The organism is Parolsenella catena (genome assembly GCF_003966955.1).
In the GTDB taxonomy this organism is placed as follows: domain Bacteria; phylum Actinomycetota; class Coriobacteriia; order Coriobacteriales; family Atopobiaceae; genus Parolsenella; species Parolsenella catena.
In genome coordinates this window covers 449,481-466,238 of the sequence record NZ_AP019367.1, presented here as the reverse complement: position 1 = coordinate 466,238, position 16,758 = coordinate 449,481, and the positions used below count along the sequence as shown (strand labels likewise).

Here is a 16,758-nt window from a genome sequence, read left to right as displayed (position 1 = left end):
GGAGCCAAAGGGGACGGGTTCACTTGGCGCCAAGGGCGGGGCCAGAAGGGGACCAAACGAACCCGTCCCCTTTGGTCCCATGAAAAAAGGGGCGCCCCGAAGGACGCCCCGTAGGGGTGACGCTATATGAGACGCGTCTGGCCTACTTCTCCAGGCCGGACTCGCTGGCGGGCAGCGGCTTCTTCCAGAAGGAGAGGATCACGCAGCCGATGACCGAGCCCACGAGGCAGGCGACGAGCCACATGAGCGGGTTGCCGATGACGGCAGTGACCCAGGCACCGCCGTGGGGAGCGGGGCTCGTGCAGCCAAAGGCAGCGGAGAGGCCGCCGGCGATGGCGGAGCCGATGATGCAGCTGGGCAGCACGTGGCCGGGGTCGGCGGCGGCAAACGGGATGGCGCCCTCGGAGATGAACGACAGGCCCATGATGTAGTTCACGAGGCCGGCGTTGCGATCCGCCTTGGTCCAGCGGTTCTTGAAGAACGTCGTGGACAGGGCAATGACCAGCGGCGGGACCATGCCGCCCACCATGACGGAGGCCATGATGATCTGGCCGGTGGTGCCAAGACCGGAGCTGGGATCGAGCGCGGCGGTGCCAAAGACGTAGGCGGCCTTGTTGAAGGGGCCACCCATGTCAACGGACATCATGCCGCCAAGCACCAGGCCAAGCACCACGATGTTGCTCGTGCCGAGGCCGGCGAGGAATCCGTTGAGCGCCGTGTTGATGAGGGCGAACAGGGGGTTGAGCGCAAGCATCACGACACCGATGGCGAGCGTGCCCAGCACCGGGTAGATGAGCATGGGCTTGATGCCCTCGAGCGACGCCGGGAGCCTGTCGCACGCACGCTCGATGCCGAGCGTGATGTAGCCGGCCGCGAAGCCCGCGAACAGCGCCGCGATGAAGCCGCCGGAGACGAGCGTCGTGGAGTCGAGCGTGCCGAGGTAGGCAAAGTCATAGCCGGCCTTGGCGAACAGGCCGCCCACGAAGCCGGGCGCCAGGCCAGGCCTATCGGCGATGGAGCTGGCGATGTAGCCGGCCAGGATCGGAAGCATGAGGCCGAACGCCTCGCCGCCGATGGTCTTGAACAGCGCGGCCGCCGGGATCGAGGAGCCGTAGGCCGAGGTGCCCAGGCCCGGCTGGTCCACGAGGAACGCGATGGCGGTGAGGATGCCGCCGCCAATGACGAACGGCAGCATGTGGGAGACGCCGTTCATGAGGTGCTTGTAGATCTTGTGCCAGGTGGACTCGTTGTCAGACGAGCTCGCGGCCTGGGCCTTGACGCCGCCGGCCACGTGGTGGACGGGCGCCTTGCCCTCGAGGATCTCGTTGATGAGGGCCTCGGGCTCGTTGATGCCGCGCGAGACGGGGCAGCTGTAGAGCGGCTTACCGTCGAAGCGGGAGAGGTCGACGTTCTTGTCGGCGGCAATGATGACGCCCTTGGCACCCGCGATGTCCTCGGCAGAGAGCACGTTCTTGGCGCCACCGGAGCCCTGGGTCTCCACCTTGATGCGGACGCCCATCTCCTTGGCCTTCATCTCCAGGCCCTCGGCGGCCATGTAGGTGTGGGCGATGCCCGTGGGACAGGCCGTGATAGCCACGATGTCATAGCCGGCGGCGTCGCGCTCGGCGGCCGCGGCGGCCTTCTCGTCGTCGGCGGCGAGCTTGGCGGCCTCGGCGGCATCGATGGCGGCGAGGAACTCGGCCGGGTCCTTGGCGTCGCGCAGGCTCGCGCAGAACTCGGGGTCCATGAGCAGCGTGGAGAGGCGAGAGAGCACCTCGAGGTGGACGTCGGCCTTGGTGTCGGGCGCGGCGATGAGGAACATGAGCGTCGTGGGCTGGCCGTCGGGCGCGTCGTAGTCGACGCCGGCGGGCAGCGTCATGGCCGCGAGGCCCGGTGCCGTGACGGCAGACGTCTTGGCGTGCGGGATGGCGATGCCCTCGCCGAGCGCCGTGGTGCCCTCGTCCTCGCGGGCGTGGACGGCGGCCTCGTAAGCGTCGCGGTCGGCGACGTTGCCCTGCGTAGTCATGAGGTCGACGAGCTTGGAGATGGCGTCGTCCTTGGAGGACGCCGCGGCTCCTATCGCTATCGCCTCCGGTTTGAGCAGACTCGAGATCTTCATGGTAGGGGGACCTTTCTATCTCGTGCGCCCCCGCTGCGGATGTGGGGCGCAAGTTACCTGCGACGGCCCGCGGGGGGCCGTCCCTCTTGCCGGCCTAGCGGGCCATGAGCGCCTCGACCTCGGGGCGCGTGGCGAGGTGATCGGAGAAGGCGCTGGCAGAGCCGGCGGACAGCGCCATGTGGAAGGCCGTCTCGTAGGAGCCGGTCTCGGCGAGGCCTGCGAGGAAACCCGCGACGGCGGAGTCGCCCGCGCCCACGGAGTTCACGACGGTGCCCTTGGCAGCGGGGCTCTCGAACACCTCGCCCGTCTCGGCCACGAGCACACCGCCCTCCCCCGCCATGGAGACGAGGACGTTGCGCGCGCCCTCGCGCTGCATGCGCTGGGCATAGGGGACGACGTCGGCGCGGGTCTTGAGCTGGGCGCCGTAGATGTCGCCCAGCTCGATGTTGTTGGGCTTCACGAGGAAGGGGTGGTGCGGCAGGACGCGCGTGAGCAGGTCTCGCTCCGCGTCCACGACGATGCGCACGCCGCGGCCGCCGAGGCGCGCCATGATGCGCTCGTACATGTCGCCGGGCAGCGTGTTGGGCACCGAGCCCGAGATGACGAGCGTGTCGCCTTGGCCGAGCACGTCGAGCTTGGCGTAGAGCTGCTCGATGTTCTCCTCGGTGATGAGCGGGCCCTGGCCGTTGAGCTCGGTCTCCTCGTTGCTCTTGATCTTGGCGTTGATGCGGCTCATGCCATTCTCGACCTCGATGAAGTCGGCATGGACATGCGCCTCGCGCACGCGTCGGGCGATCTCTGCGCCCGTGAAGCCGGCGAGAAAGCCCAGGGCGCAGCTCTCGTGGCCGAGGTTGCCCAGCACGATGGACACGTTGATGCCCTTGCCGCCGGGCAGCACCTGCTCGTAGGTGGTGCGGTTGATGACGCCCAGGCGCATGTCGTCCACGCGGACGATGTAATCGAGCGACGGGTTGAACGTGACGGTGCAGATCATGCGGTTACCTCCACGACGTTGGGTAGCGTGCTGTAGGTGGCGTCGACGGCGCCGGCGGTGACGAGCGTGGCGTCCGAGAACGCCGAGAACGTCACGGGCGTCACGACGCCGAGCTTGCTGGCGTCTGCCAGGACGTAGCGGCTGGCGCTGTGCTGCAGCGCGAGCATCTTCACCATGGCCTCGGACGTGTCCGGCGTGGTGAAGCCCTGCTCGCGCGTGGCGCCGTTTGCGCCCGCAAAGCCTTTTGAGAAGTTGTAGCGGGACAGCGCGTCGATGGCGCCCGGTCCCACGATGGCCTCGGTGCCGGCCTTGAGGTCGCCGCCGATGACGATGACGTGGACGCCACGGGCCGCAAGGGCCAGGGCGTTCGAGACGGAGTTGGTGACGTAGGTGGCGCAAAGTGCCGGCTCGCCCAGCAGCTCGACCATGATCTGGGTGGTGGAGCCGGCGTCGAGGAAGACGAAGTCATCCGGCTCGATGAGGCTGGCGGCATAGGCGGCGATGGCACGTTTCTCGGCGGCGTTAAGGCTGCGCTTCTCGGCCATCGTGGGCTCGTTTGCAACGAAGGGCGCGGGCGAGACGGCCGCGTCGACGCTCGCGGCGCCGCCGTGGACCTTCACGAGAAGTCCGGCGGCCTCCAGGCGGTCGATGTCGCGGCGGATCGTGGACTCGGAGGTCTCGAAGCGCTCGGCGAGCTCGGAGACGGAGGCCGTGTCGTTGCGGCCCACGAGGTCGACGATGATCTGCCTGCGCTGCTCTGCGAGCATGGCCACTCCCGGTTCGAAGGCTAGCACTGTCCTTGCTTTACATTGCGTACCATTGCACGTTTTTGCGCATAGCTGCGCAACAATGTGCATGAGTGAGCATTTTCACGCATGAGCGGTCGATTTTTGAGGGTGAGCGGTTGGGCGCTTCGCGCGTCGCGGGCAGTGCCTACTCGGCGGTGCCCTCGCCCAGGGCGCGCTCGCGGCCGTCATCGAGCTCCTCGTCCCAGGCGCGCAGCGTGGTGTAGACCTCGTGGGCAACCTCGGCGGGAATGCCGGGCACGGCCGCAATCTGGGCCTCGGTGGCCTCGCGCAGGCGCTTCATGGAGCCGAACGCGCGGCGCAGCGCCCGCTTGCGCTTCTCGCCCACGCCGGGGACCTCGTCCAGGATCGAGACGGTCATGGCCTTGCCACGCAGCTCGCGGTGGAACGTGATGGCAAAGCGGTGGGCCTCGTCACGGACGCGCTTCACGAGGTACAGCGAAGCGGAGCCGCTCGGCAGCACGACGGGCATGTCGTCCCACGGCACGAACAGCTCCTCGTCGGACTTGGCGAGGCCGGCCATGGGGATGTTCAGACCCAGCTCGCCCAGCTGCTCCATGGCAGCGGTGAGCTGCGGCTTTCCGCCGTCGAGGATGAGCAGGTCAGGACGCGCGCCAAAGCGCTCGTCGGCCATGCGCTCAGGCGCGTAGCGCCGTGCGAGAACCTCGCTCATGGAGACGAAGTCGTTTGCCTCGTCCAGCTCGGTCTTGATCTTGAAGCGGCGGTACTGGCCCTTGTCGGGCTTGCCGCCCGTGAACACCACCATCGAGGCCACGGTGTGCTTGCCGTGGATGGTCGAGATGTCGAAGCACTCGATGCGCATGGGCGGCTCGTCGAGGGCCAGCGCGCTCTCGAGCTGCAGCAGCGCCTCGTTCGTGCGCTTGTCCTCGTAGCCGGTGCGCAGCTCGTAGCGCGCGAGGTAGTGACGCGCGTTGCTGACGCTCATCTCGGCGAGGCGGGCCTTCTGGCCGCGCCTGGGCACATGGACGGAGACGTTGCGGCCGCGGCGGGCGGTGAGCCAGCCGGCGAGCGTCTCGGCGTCCGCGAGCTCCACGGGCACGTCAACCTCGAGCGGCAGGTCGCTCGTCTCGTCGTAGTAGCGCTTCACGAAGCCGCTCACGAGCTCCTCCTCGCCCACGTCGAGGCCCTTGTCGAGCACGAACTCGCAGGTGCGGCTCACGCGGCCCTCGCGCACGACGAACACGCACGCGCCGGCGATGGTCTCCTCGCGCCAGAAGCCAAAGACGTCGACGTCCTGGGACCCGGAGAGCACGACGCGCTGCTTGTCGTCAAGGCCGTCTATGACCTGCAGGCGGCGCTTGATGCGCGCGGCGCGCTCGAAGTCCAGCTCGGCGGCGGCGTCTGCCATCTCGGCCTTGAGCTCGGAGACGAACTGGCCGCGGTGTCCCGCCAGGAAGTGCTCCACGGCACGAACGTTCTCGGCGTACTCCTCGGGGGTGACGCAGCCGGCGCACACGCCGGGGCCACGACCCACGTGGTAGTCGAAGCACGGACGGCCGTTCTCGGCCTGGGCGAGCGCCACGACGTCGGTCTGCTCGGGGTGGGCCTCAAGCTGGCGGCGGACGCGCTTCCACTCGGCGCAGGTGGCCAGGCACATCGGCATGACCTTGCGCACCACGTCAATCGTGGCGCGGGCGGCGCGGGCGTCCGTGTAGGGGCCAAAGTAGCGCGTGCCCGCCCTGTGGCGCTCGCGCGTGTACTTGATGGCCGGGTAGACGTCATCCTTGGTGATGGCGATGTAGGGGTAGCTCTTGTCGTCCTTGAGGTCGACGTTGAAGGGCGGTCGGTACTGGTGGATGAGGTTGATCTCCAGCACGAGGGCCTCATGCTCCGACCCCACCACCACGTAGTCGAAGCCGGCCGTGGCCGCCATGAGGCGCGGCACCATGGGGCGCTCGTCGGTGAGCTGCACGTACTGGCGCAGCCGCGCGCGCAGGTTCTTGGCCTTGCCCACGTACAGGACGTTGCCCTCGGCATCCTTCCACAGGTAACAGCCCGGGTCGATGGGGGCGGCGGCCACCTGCTCGGCGATCGTGGGCGCGTGCGCCGCGCGGTTGCGCGCCTCGGCGGCGGCGCGGGTGTCGAGGTGCGTCAGGGCGCAGGTGAGCTTGGCGTCGTCCGTGACGGGCTGCTGCCCGGCGGTCGCCGGCGTCTCCAGCGTGGCGCCATCCGCGGTGGGCTGGTGCGGCTCGGTCATCGGCGCTCCCCTACTGGCGGCTCGTGTCCTCCTGGGCGGCACCCTCCACGTTGTGGCGCCTGTGGGCAGCCAGCGCCCAGTCCATGAGGCCGTACAGCGGGCTCAGCGGCTTGTCGTGGGTCTGGGCCCAGAGCGTGGGACCCTCCACGAACAGCAGCTTGAAGTTGCTGATACCGCCGTTGAGCAGGCCGTTGAGGTCATACGTGGCCGCGCCCGCCTCCTTGGCGGCGCAGATGGCGACCCACTTCATGTAGTAGTTGGCGCGCGAGGCCTTGCCCGCGTCGCTCACGGCGCCCCACAGCTCGAAGCACGTGCCGGCCGGGCTCGTCACGTTCCACAGGAACGCCTCGATGCCCTCGTCGCCCTCGGCCACGAACAGCTGCTGGATGCCCTCGAGCTCGTCGAAGGCCGCGCGGTAGAACTCGTCGGCGTGCAGGGCAAAGCCGTCGGCGTCTGCCGTCTGGTGGTACAGCGCCAGGATGGCATCGAGGTCCTCGCGCTTGGCCGGGCGCACGACGACGCCGGCGCGGTGGGCCTTACGGATGTACTGGCGGCACTTCTTGTTGGGGATGCCCGCCATGAGCTCGTCCTCGGTGGGCGCGAGGTCGATCGTGGCCGTCTTGTTGAGCAGGATGGCCTCGCTGGGCTTCCAGCCGTCCGAGTAGGCAAAGTCCGTGACGGCCGGGTCCACCTTGAGGCTCACGGCCTTCGTGTTGGCGCGGCACCAGTCGGCAACGGCGTCCGCGACGTCCTGGAGGCGCCCCTCGGCGGCAAACGGCCCGCGCGGGGCGTAGGCCATGGCCTTGAAGGGAAAGGGCATCTTGCGCAGCAGCACCTGAGCGCCGCCCACGAGCTCGCCAGCATCGTCAAGGCAGGCGAGGCGGCGCGCGGTCCACGGGCCGGTCTTGGCCTTGAGCTCGCCCCACTGCCACCACTGCAGCGGATGGGCGCCAAAGCGCTCGGCGTCCTCGTTCCACTCGTCTCGTGCCACAACCTCTACAACGCGCATGGATAAGCCTCTCTCCGTGGGTTAAGTGCGGCCATCGTACCACCCTCGCGGGCTTCTACGCACACCCTCCACCACGCCCGCGCCCCCGCGCGCTAGGATTGACGGTTGCAAACAAGAGGGGCTCGCAGCGGCCCCGAGCACCCGGACACGATGGGACACCAATGACGAACATAGAGGCGAGCGCCGCCAAGAGGGCCACGCGCACGTTCACCTGCTCAGACATCACGCCCGATGAGATGGACGCCTTCTCGGCCACGCATCCCCAGGGCAACTTCCAGCAGGCCTCCGGGATGGGCCGCGTTCGCCAGGCAAACGGCGTTGCCGTGAGCTACCTGGGCTTCTACGAGAACGGCGAGCTCGTTGCCGCCACGCAGTTCGAGGTCCATGGCCACGGGCTGGGCACGTTTGCCGAGGTGCACGACGGCCCGCTCGCAGACTTCCACGACCGCGAGCTCACCTCCTACGTGTTCTCGCAGCTCAGGGCCCGCGCCAAGGCAGCTGGTGCCGCGCAGCTCGTCGTGACGCCCGAGAAGCCCTACCGCACGCGCAACTCCGCCGGCGTGCCGCTCGATGCCGAGGGCGCAAGCCTTGCGGACGTCCCCGCGGGCGTGGAGACGGGCCCGGACGACGAGGGCATCGCGAGCATCACGTCGTGCGGGCTTGCCCACGAAGGCTTCCCCGTTGGCTACCAGGCGGTCCCGCGCTGGCGCTACCTCAAGGACCTCACGGGACTTACGGACGACAAGGCGCTGCTCGCGAGCTATTCCAAGAACACCAAGCGCAACGTCCGCATCGCGCACGACAACGGCGTCGTGGTGAGGCGCATCGGCCGAGACGAGCTTGGCCTGTTCCACGACATCTGCGAGCTCAGCTGCGAGAAGCAGGGCTTCGAGAACAAGCCGGTCTCCTACTTCGAGCAGATCTATGACGCCATGGGAGACGCCGCCGAGTTCAACGTGGCCTTCATCGACACGGCCGAGCACCTCGCCATCTGGGAGAAGAAGCGCGACGCCTTCGCCGCCGACATCGCCAAGCTCGAGAAGTCCCTCGAGACCGCGCGCACGCCCGAGAAGGTCGAGCGCAAGCTTGCCGACGTGCGCAAGAAGCACGAGGCCGCGCTCAGGCGCATCGAGACGGCCCACGAGTACGAGACGGTGGGCGCGCACATCCCGGCGGCCGCCGCGCTGTTCATCTGGCACCCGCGCGAGTGCGTGTACCTGTTCAGCGGCAGCGACGCCACCTACGCCAAGTTCTACGCCGCCACCGCCATCCAGCACCACGTCATGGGCGAGTGCATCGAGCGCGGCTGCACGCGCTACAACTTCTACGGCATCAACGGCGTGTTCGACGACCCCAACGACCCAGGCCGCGGCCTTCTCGAATTCAAGCAGGGCTTCGAGGGCTACGTGGAGGAGCTCATGGGCTACTTCGAGATGCCCGTGCGCCCGGCCGTCTATGCGGCCAAGCGCCTGGCCCACAAGCTGCTGGGCAGGTAGCGCCGCGCGCGTCCCGAGAGGGACGCGGCCCCTTGGGCACGAGAGAAGCGAGAGGCCCCCGACGATGCTGCTCGTCGGGGGCCTCTCTCATGGGCGGCCTCGGCGGCGTCCCAAGGGGGTACGTCCCAGGGACGCGCTTCGGGACGCGAAAGGGACCAACTGAACCCGTCCCCTTTGGTCCCTAGCTCGCGTAGGTGAAGCGGTAGACGTAGACGTCAACGCTGGGGTCCGCGGCACCCGGGCCAAGGTCTTGCACGACGCTTGCCTCGACCTCGCGGCCACTGTGCTCGGACAGGTAGGTGCGGATGAGCTCCATCTTCTTGGGCTGGAGCACCGCCACCATGTCGGAGCGCTCGGGAAGCTGTTGGAGCACGTCGTTGCCCTCGATGCCCCAGCGCGCCAGGAAGCTCGCCCACGGGGCGGTGTGGTTCTCCCAGCCGCCGATGGGCAGCATGTTGTCCGGCCAGTCCCAGGCCTCGAACGCGAGCGCGTTGGTGCCTGCGAACATGAGCGTCTGGGAGCGGCCGAACACGACGAGCTGGTCTGGGTTCTCGTCCACGTACGCACGGGCCGCGACGATCGTGGGAGAGGTCGAGCGGGTCGCGAGCGGACGGGCCACCTTGAGCCAGAAGCCACCGCTCACCGCAAGCGCGAGGACGACGCAGGCCGCGGCAAGGGGAACCGGGCACGGCGAGGCGGCACGAGTCGTGGCCGGCGCCGCGTGCCTGCCCACGGGCCTCTCGGAGCCGCCGGCGAGCGACACGAGCGCGAACACGCCCATCGCCACGAGCGGGATGACCACGTGCAGGCGCACACGTGCGCGCAGGATGAGCACGCCGCAGCTCGCGAGCAGCATGAGGACGATGCCCGCGGCAAGCGCGCCCCTCCCCTCGCCCAGGTCGCGCACGAGCGCCCAGGCGTAGAGGCCCACGAGCGCCACGAGGCCCACGAGCAGGTAGGTCGTCTTGGCCCTGAGCGAGCTTGCGAGGTTGGAGAGCCCGAGGTGGTCCACGCGCTGCCCCAGCCGCTCGAAGAACTCCGTGCCAAAGACGCCGTCATCGGCGAAGAGCCAGTTGTAGAGGACGTCGACGTCGTTGTCGGAGAGGGCGGGCTCCACGGCCTGGACCGCCTCCGTGGGCAGGTCGGGGTAGTCGAGCGCGGAGCGGCCGGCATCGAGGTAGGCCGAGTAGCCCTCCCAGCCCGACGTGTGGTCATAGGCAAAGCGGCCCGCGAACGCGCAGACGCCCACGAGCGCCACGACGATGACGCCGCGCGCGATGGAGCCCGCGTTGCGGTTGCGCACGAGCACCCAGACGGCGAACGGGGCGAACACGACGATGGCGGCAAGGCCGCTCTCCGGACGCAGTGAGTAGCCCGCCGCGACGAGCGCCATGCCGGCCACGTCCGTTGCGTGGGCGCCGCCCGGACTGTCGAACGCGGCGCGGCCAAGCACGAGCATGAGGCCCGCGCCCACGGCGAGGAACGCCACGATGGTGTAGGTGAGGTAGAGCGTCGAGATGACCTCGAGGGCCACGAGCAGCGCGAGCGTGGGCACGCACAGCCGCCCCGACATGCGCGAGCGCAGCGTCTTGTCCCACGCCACCGCAAACGAGGCCACGACGAGGCCGAGAAGCGCAAGCGCGTACCACGGCACGGCCGGCAGCAGCGCGTAGAGCGCAGAGATTGGAGCGCTGAACGTGACGAGCGAGTAGGGCATGAGCAGCTGCTGGCCGGCGCCAAGGAAGCGGCCGCTCGCATAGAGCTGCTGGACCTGCTCGTCGGGGCTCATCGGGTAGATGGGCGTGGCGAGCAGGCAGATGAGCAGCACCGGCACGAGTGCGGCGGCAAGCGAGACGATGCCGGCACGGCCGGGCTCCCTGAGCGCCCCAAGACGCGCCTGCGTCCCGCGGCGGCTGTCAGCGACGGGCTTGTTGGCCATGGCCACTCCCTAGAACGAGGTGTCAGTGGGCTCGGGGTAGAACTTGGCGAACTTGCGGATGAAGTTCTTCTCCATGAGCAGGCCCGCGAAGCGCGAGCCGAGCGTGTCGGCCTTGCAGCGCGAGGGGTTGGCGACGTCTCCGCGGCGCACGCACTCGTCGAAGAGCGCGAGCGTCTCGGCATCGCGCACGTAGCGGCGCGCGAGGCTCACGGGCACGCGGTGGTACAGCACGTTGCGGTCGATGCGGTGCTGGGTGGCGTCGCCGTCGATGACGTCGCGGACGAGCACGTACATGGGGTTGGCGCCCGCCACCGCAGAGTAGAACGAGTTTGCGCCCACGCGCGGATTGAGGTCGAGGAAGAGCTTGCGGCCCGTCTTGGGGTCGCGCTTGATGTCGATGTTGGCAAAGCCGTACCAGCCGATGCCGCGCAGCAGCTCCACGACCTTCTCCCACAGCTCGGGCATGGGCGTGGTGATCATGGCCACGGGGTTGCCGAACAGCGTGGGCGCGTGGTCCTCGAGCAGCACGTGCGCGCCGGACAGCAGCAGAGGTTCGCCCGCGCGGTTCATGTAGACCGTGAGGCTGTCCATGTAGGTGTCGTCGCCCTCGATGAGCTCCTGGACGAGGAACTCGCCCGCAAAGCCGGCCTCGCGCAGCGCCGCCCACAGGTGGTCGAGCTCGGCCTGCTCGTGCATGAAGTAGATCTTCTGGAAGCCCTGGGCGATGTAGTGGTTGTACTCGGAGGACGCCGCGGGCTTGGCGATGAGCGGAAACGCGATGGGCGCGGGCGCGATGGGCTGCTCGCCCGCCAGCGACACGACCTGCGTCTTGGGCACGTCGAGGCCATAGGAGCCGCACAGCTGCTGGAAGCGCACCTTGTCCGAGACCTCGCTCATGAGGTCGTGCGGGGGCAGCGGGCACACGACGTTGCCGGGCAGCGCGTCCTGGATGTTCTCGACGAGCTCGACGCGATCGTCGGTGTTGGCGATGACGATGACCTTCTTGCCCGCGTCCCGCGCCGCTATCTCGCGGATGGCGGCCTCGATGCTGTCTCGGCCGTTGTCGGGCACGATGTGCATGCGCACGAAGCGCGACTTCTTGATGACGGAGATGGCGTCCATGCCGATGACGACGCTCGCGACCCCGAATGCCTCGTAGAACTCGCGGGCAAGCGAGTAGGTGGACATGTCGCCGCCGAGGATGACGGGCTGGATGTCGTCCCTCTTCATGAGAAAGTCCATGCGAAATGCTCCTATGTGTTGTGCCGGCCCCGCCTGCGGACGGGGCCGGGGCTTGTGCTACCTGGCGCGGCGGGCGCCCGCGTGGCGGGCGACGCGCGCGAACAGGGCGTCGAAGAACGGGGCCTCGGAGACGCCCCTCGCATAGGCGACGCCAAACGTGACGAGCACGGCAGGGACGCCGCCAAGCACGCAGTATAGCGCGCCGCGGGCGATGCCCTGGCACGGCCCCATGGCGTAGGCGAGCACGGCGAGGATGGCCGCACCCACAAGGGCCCCCAGGCCGCCGAGCACGAGCGCCCGCACGGTGGTGCGCACGATCGAGCGCATGCCGATGCTGCCGAGCTCGTGCCTGATGTGGGCGAGCGTCACGATAACGACGGAGCCGTAGAAGAACGTGGACGAGATGGGCACCACGTACAGGCCCCACACCGGGGTGAGACCCACGCAGATGCCGATCTGCAGCACCGTGGCCACGATGGTGGCAACCATGTAGAAGTTCATCTTGATCATGGACGAGCACGCCTTCTGCAGGTAGCTCGACAGGCCGTAGAACGGCAGGGCGAGCGCCAGGCACTGCAGGTAGACGCTCGTCTGCTGGGCGGCCTCGCCCGAGAAGCTGCCGGCCGTGAACACCGCGATGAGGCAGGGCGCGAACACGATGAGGTACAGCGTCATGGGGACGAGCGTGAAGACGATCTTGCGAATGCCGCTGGCGAGGTAGCCCTTGAACGTCTCGACCTTGCCGGCCATGTAGCTGCCCGAGAGCTCGGTGAACATGGTCACTGAGATGGGGACGGCAAAGATCGAGAAGGGCAGCACGTACCAGACGCGCGCGTAGTAGGCGATCGAGGCGCCCGCCGGCGTCACGGACAGGGCACAGCTGCTCGTGACGGCAGCCGTGGGCGTGGAGATGAGCATGAGCACGAGCGTGGGCAGGCCGATCTTGAGCGTCTCTCGCAGGGCGGGGTCATGCAGGTTGATGTGGGGGCGCAGGCGCACGCCATGACGCAGCAGCGCCGGCACCTGCGCCAGCACTTGGACGCCCACGCCAAGCGGGTTGGCCACGGCGAGCACCACGATGGCAGACTCCATGGGCATGCCCAGCGAGTTCACGAGGTAGCCGTAGATGAGAAATCCCGCGATGGTGATGACGTTGTTGAGGATGGGGGCGACGTTGCTGGCAAAGTAGTCCCTCTCGGCGTTGAGCACGCCCGAGACGAGCGACGACAGCGCGTAGAGCACGACCTCGATGGCGAACCACCTGAAGAAGTAGACGGCGAGATCGGAGTCGAAGCCCTCCGTGGCGCCCGCCGACTGGGTCCACACGATGGGCACGGCGAAGACGATGCTCAGGGCGAGCACCACGAGCATCACGAGCACCACGATGGAGGTGAGGTTGCTGGCGTACTCCGCCGCGGCCTTGCTGCCCCGCTTGCTCTTGACCGACATGTACACCGGCAAGAAGGACGTGATGAGCATGCCGCCCATGACGAGCTCGTAGAGCAGGTTGGGCAGGTTGTTGGCCACGGTGTAGGCGCTCGCCAGGCCCAGAGCGCCGATGGCCCACGCCTGCACGGAGGTGCGGAAGAACCCCGTGATGCGTCCGATGATGACGAGGATGCTCACGATGTTGGAGGACTGCTCGGCCTTCTTCTCGACCTCGGCGTCCTCCTCGGCAAGTGCTGCCCGCTCCTCGAGCTCTTCTTGGTTCAGTGCCACGGCGCTACCCCCAGGTGGTTTTTGGCTAACCTATTGAGTGTAGGGGCGGCACGCCGGCGCACGGCCTGGAGCTGCCCGTTTCCATGGTATCCCTGCACGCGCACGCCCGGGAGGCCCGCATGTCCACGCCAATCGTCGACTGCCACACGCACACGTCGTTCTCGGACGGTACCTCCACGTTCGAGCAGAACGTGGCCGCCGCTGCCCGCGCCGGCGTGCGCGTGCTGGCGTGCCCATCACCGTGGGCAGCGACGCACACCGCGCGGCCGACGTGGCCCACGCCCGACGGCGACTGGCAGACCTTCTCGCTCTAGGGACCAAAGGGGACGGGTTCGTTTGGCTCCCCTCCGGGACCAAACGAACCCGTCCCCTTTGGTCCGCATTGCCGTGGCGCTTTTGCACGCTCAGGAGGCTCCCAGCGCGCAGAAACGCCACGGCAACGCAAGCGTCGTGTCGCAAGCGCACAAAAAGGGCCGGCGCCCGAAGGCACCGGCCCTGTGTCCGCTCGATGTGTCGCAGCGTCAGCCGCCGAGGTAGGCCTGCTTGACGCGCTCGTCGTTCGCGAGGTCTGCGGCGTTGCCGCTCATGGACACCTTGCCCGTCTCGAGCACGTAGGCGCGGTCTGCGATGGAGAGCGCCATGCGGGCGTTCTGCTCCACGAGAAGCACCGTCGTGCCGGCGTCGTGCAGGGCCTTGATGATGTTGAAGATCTCCTGCACAAGGATGGGCGCCAGGCCCATGGAGGGCTCGTCGAGCATGAGCAGGCGCGGCTTGCTCATGAGGGCGCGGCCCATGGCCAGCATCTGCTGCTCGCCGCCGGAGAGGGTGCCGGCGCTCTGGCCCTCGCGCTCCTTGAGGCGCGGGAAGCGCTCGAACACCATCTCGAGCGAGTCTGCGACCTCAGCGGAGTTCGTGCGCGTGAAGGCGCCCATCTCGAGGTTGTCTCTCACGCTCATCTGCAGGAACACGCGCCTGCCCTCGGGGCACAGCGCCATGCCGCGGCTCACGATCTTGTGCGGCGGGATGCCCAGCAGGCTCTCCCCCTCGAACTCGACCTTGCCCTCGCGCGGCTTCAGCAGGCCGGCGACGGTATTGAGCGTCGTGGACTTGCCGGCGCCGTTCGCGCCGATGAGGGTGACGATCTCGCCCTCCTCGACGTCGAAGGAGATGCCCTTCACCGCGTGGATGGAACCGTAGTAGACGTTGAGGTCCTCAACGTGAAGGATGCTCATGCTAGGCCTCCTCATCCTGCTTGCCGAGGTAAGCCTCGATGACCTGCGGGTTGCTCTGGATCTGCTCGGGCGTGCCCTTGGCGATGATCTTGCCAAAGTTGAGCACCGCGATGCCCTCGCAGATGCCCATGACGAGGTCCATGTCGTGCTCGATGAGCATGACGGCGATGTGGAACTCGTCGCGGATGCGGCGGATGTTGTCCATGAGCTCGGCCGTCTCGGACGGGTTCATGCCGGCGGCCGGCTCGTCGAGCAGCAGAAGCTTGGGGTTCGTGGCGAGGGCGCGCACGATCTCGAGCCTGCGCTGGGCGCCGTAGGGCAGAGAGCCGGCGACGTGGTTGGCATAGACGCCCATGTCAAAGAAGTCGAGCAGCTCCAGCGCGCGCTCGTGCATCTGCTTCTCGGCCTTCCAGTACGAGGGCAGGCGGAAGACGGCCGGGGCCGTGTGCTCCTTGATCTGGTTGTGCAGGCCGATCTTGACGTTGTCCTCCACGGACAGCGACGAGAACAGGCGGATGTTCTGGAACGTTCGGGCCACGCCGGCGCGACTCGCGGCGGCGATGTCCATGCCGGCCGTGTCCTGGCCGTCGAGCATGACCATGCCGTGCGTGGGGTTGTACACCTTCGTGAGCAGGTTGAACACCGTGGTCTTGCCGGCACCGTTCGGGCCGATGAGACCGGCGATCTCGGTCTTGCCCACCGTGAAGTTGAAGTCGTCGACGGCCTTGAGTCCGCCGAACTCGATGCCAAGGTGGCGGCATTCGAGGACGGGACGCTCGTTGACGTCGCGCTCGGGGACGATGGAGTCGGAGGGCAGCGGCACCATCTTGGTGCGCTCGCGGCGCTCGGCGGCATGACGCTCGGAGGCGGTCATGTTACTCATCGGCCTCACCACCCTTCTCGGCCCGCCCAACCTTGACGGGGCGCCTGAACTTGGCCTTGAGCGCCTCGAAGAACTGGTGGAGCGTGGGGTTGTTGGAGACGATCATCACGAGGATGAGGACCACGGCGTAGATGAGCATGCGCCAGTCGGAGATGGCGCGCAGCATCTCGGGCAGCACCGTGAGGACGGCAGCGGAGATGATGGAGCCGCGGACGTTGCCCATGCCGCCGAGAACGACGAACACGAGCACGAGGATCGACGTGTTGAAGTCGAACTTCTTGGGGACGATGGAGCTGTAGCCCATCGCGTAGAAGCAGCCGGCGGCACCAGCCAGGGCAGCGGCGACCACGAAGGCGATCATGCGGTACTTCGTGACGTTGATGCCCACGGACTCCGCGGCGATGCGGTTGTCGCGCACGGACATGATGGCGCGGCCCGTGCGGCTGTTCACGAGGTTGAGCACGACGGTCACGGTGACGAGCACGAGCACGATGCCGATGGCAAACGTGGACATCTTCGTGATGCCGGCTGCGCCCTGCGGGCCATTGATGAGGAGCGACCCGCCCTGCATGCCGAGCGACTTGGCGTCGGTCAGCGAGAAGTGCAGGCCGTTGGCGTCGAGGCCCACGTAGAGGTTGTTGAGGATGTTCTTGATGATCTCGCCAAAGGCAAGCGTCACGATGGCGAGGTAGTCACCGCGCAGGCGCATGACCGGGATGCCGATGACGAAGCCGGCGACGGCCGCGATGAGCGCCGCGATGATGAGGGCGAGCACATAGGCGAGAAGCCCGTTGCCCACGATGCCGCCCATGACGGAGAACGCGACGACACCCGAGAAGGCGCCCACGCTCATGAAGCCGGCGTGTCCCAGCGACAGCTCGCCGGAGATGCCCACGACGAGGTTGAGCGAGACGGCCATGCACACATAGGCGCAGATGGGCACGAGCTGGCCGGCGAGCGAGTTGGTGAGGATGCCCGCGGCGTCGAGCGCGGTCATGATGACGAAGAACGCGACGACGATGCCGTACGTGATGAGGTTGGACTGCAGGCGCTTGCTCATGCGACGGGGAGCGGCTGCGGTGGTAGTGGTCTCTGCCATGG

General features: G+C 67.9%; 13 protein-coding genes. 2 read left to right on the top strand and 11 right to left on the bottom strand.

Translation table 11 applies throughout. The features are described from left to right. Positions 1-142: 142 nt before the first annotated feature. From Pcatena_RS02075 to Pcatena_RS02055, 5 genes are all read right to left on the bottom strand, one after another. Positions 143-2,119: a PTS fructose transporter subunit IIABC gene (locus Pcatena_RS02075; RefSeq protein WP_126421183.1), complete on the bottom strand. Its 1,977-nt coding sequence runs from the start codon at positions 2,117-2,119 to the stop codon at positions 143-145. A gap of 94 nt (positions 2,120-2,213) precedes the next feature. After that, a complete protein-coding gene (pfkB, locus tag Pcatena_RS02070; RefSeq protein WP_126421181.1) occupies positions 2,214-3,113 on the bottom strand; it encodes a 1-phosphofructokinase in 900 nt (299 codons plus the stop codon). After that, complete coding sequence (locus Pcatena_RS02065; protein ID WP_126421179.1) at positions 3,110-3,880, bottom strand: DeoR/GlpR family DNA-binding transcription regulator; 771 nt, start codon at positions 3,878-3,880, stop codon at positions 3,110-3,112. Before Pcatena_RS02065 ends, pfkB begins: the two co-directional genes overlap by 4 nt. Before the next feature lie 166 nt (positions 3,881-4,046). Beyond that, positions 4,047-6,137, bottom strand: coding sequence for an excinuclease ABC subunit UvrC (gene uvrC, locus Pcatena_RS02060; RefSeq protein WP_126421177.1), 2,091 nt, complete (start codon positions 6,135-6,137; stop codon positions 4,047-4,049). Positions 6,138-6,147: 10 nt separating this feature from the next. Then, positions 6,148-7,146 (bottom strand): lipid II:glycine glycyltransferase FemX, encoded by a 999-nt coding sequence (locus Pcatena_RS02055; RefSeq protein WP_126421175.1) that lies wholly within the window; start codon positions 7,144-7,146, stop codon positions 6,148-6,150. 161 nt (positions 7,147-7,307) lie between these two features. Between Pcatena_RS02055 and Pcatena_RS02050 the strand changes: the two genes are divergently transcribed. Continuing rightward, entirely contained in the window at positions 7,308-8,642 is a 1,335-nt protein-coding gene (locus tag Pcatena_RS02050) for a peptidoglycan bridge formation glycyltransferase FemA/FemB family protein (RefSeq protein WP_126421173.1), read from the top strand. Between the two features lie 181 nt (positions 8,643-8,823). Here the strand turns inward: Pcatena_RS02050 and Pcatena_RS02045 are convergent, their stop codons facing one another. From Pcatena_RS02045 to murJ, 3 genes are read right to left on the bottom strand one after another with little or no spacing between them, the layout of a single operon-like run. After that, positions 8,824-10,581 (bottom strand): hypothetical protein, encoded by a 1,758-nt coding sequence (locus Pcatena_RS02045; RefSeq protein ID WP_126421171.1) that lies wholly within the window; start codon positions 10,579-10,581, stop codon positions 8,824-8,826. Positions 10,582-10,590: 9 nt separating this feature from the next. Beyond that, a complete protein-coding gene (locus Pcatena_RS02040; protein ID WP_126421169.1) occupies positions 10,591-11,823 on the bottom strand; it encodes a carboxylate--amine ligase in 1,233 nt (410 codons plus the stop codon). A 57-nt stretch (positions 11,824-11,880) separates the two neighbouring features. Next, positions 11,881-13,542: a murein biosynthesis integral membrane protein MurJ gene (gene murJ / locus Pcatena_RS02035; protein WP_232619878.1), complete on the bottom strand. Its 1,662-nt coding sequence runs from the start codon at positions 13,540-13,542 to the stop codon at positions 11,881-11,883. A 119-nt stretch (positions 13,543-13,661) separates the two neighbouring features. On the opposite strand from murJ, the gene Pcatena_RS02030 reads away from it, so the two are divergent. Further along, positions 13,662-13,856, top strand: coding sequence for a hypothetical protein (locus Pcatena_RS02030; protein ID WP_126421167.1), 195 nt, complete (start codon positions 13,662-13,664; stop codon positions 13,854-13,856). Positions 13,857-14,063: 207 nt separating this feature from the next. Here Pcatena_RS02030 and Pcatena_RS02025 read toward each other — a convergent pair whose 3' ends face one another. From Pcatena_RS02025 to Pcatena_RS02015, 3 genes are read right to left on the bottom strand one after another with little or no spacing between them, the layout of a single operon-like run. After that, on the bottom strand, positions 14,064-14,774 hold the full coding sequence (locus Pcatena_RS02025; RefSeq protein ID WP_126421165.1) for an ABC transporter ATP-binding protein: 711 nt from the start codon (positions 14,772-14,774) through the stop codon (positions 14,064-14,066). 1 nt (position 14,775) lies between these two features. Beyond that, entirely contained in the window at positions 14,776-15,657 is an 882-nt protein-coding gene (locus Pcatena_RS02020; RefSeq protein ID WP_232619877.1) for an ABC transporter ATP-binding protein, read from the bottom strand. Continuing rightward, positions 15,650-16,756: a branched-chain amino acid ABC transporter permease gene (locus tag Pcatena_RS02015; protein ID WP_232619876.1), complete on the bottom strand. Its 1,107-nt coding sequence runs from the start codon at positions 16,754-16,756 to the stop codon at positions 15,650-15,652. Before Pcatena_RS02015 ends, Pcatena_RS02020 begins: the two co-directional genes overlap by 8 nt. Between the last annotated feature and the right edge of the window lie 2 nt (positions 16,757-16,758).

What these genes read in the sequence shown, in the direction of transcription:
- Pcatena_RS02055 (WP_126421175.1), bottom strand. Translation starts at nt 7,146, where the DNA reads ATGCGCGTTGTAGAGGTTGTGGCACGAGACGAGTGGAACGAGGACGCC.
- pfkB (WP_126421181.1), bottom strand. Translation starts at nt 3,113, where the DNA reads ATGATCTGCACCGTCACGTTCAACCCGTCGCTCGATTACATCGTCCGC.
- uvrC (WP_126421177.1), bottom strand. Translation starts at nt 6,137, where the DNA reads ATGACCGAGCCGCACCAGCCCACCGCGGATGGCGCCACGCTGGAGACG.
- Pcatena_RS02015 (WP_232619876.1), bottom strand. Translation starts at nt 16,756, where the DNA reads ATGGCAGAGACCACTACCACCGCAGCCGCTCCCCGTCGCATGAGCAAG.
- Pcatena_RS02020 (WP_232619877.1), bottom strand. Translation starts at nt 15,657, where the DNA reads ATGAGTAACATGACCGCCTCCGAGCGTCATGCCGCCGAGCGCCGCGAG.
- Pcatena_RS02065 (WP_126421179.1), bottom strand. Translation starts at nt 3,880, where the DNA reads ATGCTCGCAGAGCAGCGCAGGCAGATCATCGTCGACCTCGTGGGCCGC.
- Pcatena_RS02075 (WP_126421183.1), bottom strand. Translation starts at nt 2,119, where the DNA reads ATGAAGATCTCGAGTCTGCTCAAACCGGAGGCGATAGCGATAGGAGCC.
- Pcatena_RS02040 (WP_126421169.1), bottom strand. Translation starts at nt 11,823, where the DNA reads ATGGACTTTCTCATGAAGAGGGACGACATCCAGCCCGTCATCCTCGGC.
- Pcatena_RS02025 (WP_126421165.1), bottom strand. Translation starts at nt 14,774, where the DNA reads ATGAGCATCCTTCACGTTGAGGACCTCAACGTCTACTACGGTTCCATC.
- Pcatena_RS02045 (WP_126421171.1), bottom strand. Translation starts at nt 10,581, where the DNA reads ATGGCCAACAAGCCCGTCGCTGACAGCCGCCGCGGGACGCAGGCGCGT.
- Pcatena_RS02030 (WP_126421167.1), top strand. Translation starts at nt 13,662, where the DNA reads ATGTCCACGCCAATCGTCGACTGCCACACGCACACGTCGTTCTCGGAC.
- Pcatena_RS02050 (WP_126421173.1), top strand. Translation starts at nt 7,308, where the DNA reads ATGACGAACATAGAGGCGAGCGCCGCCAAGAGGGCCACGCGCACGTTC.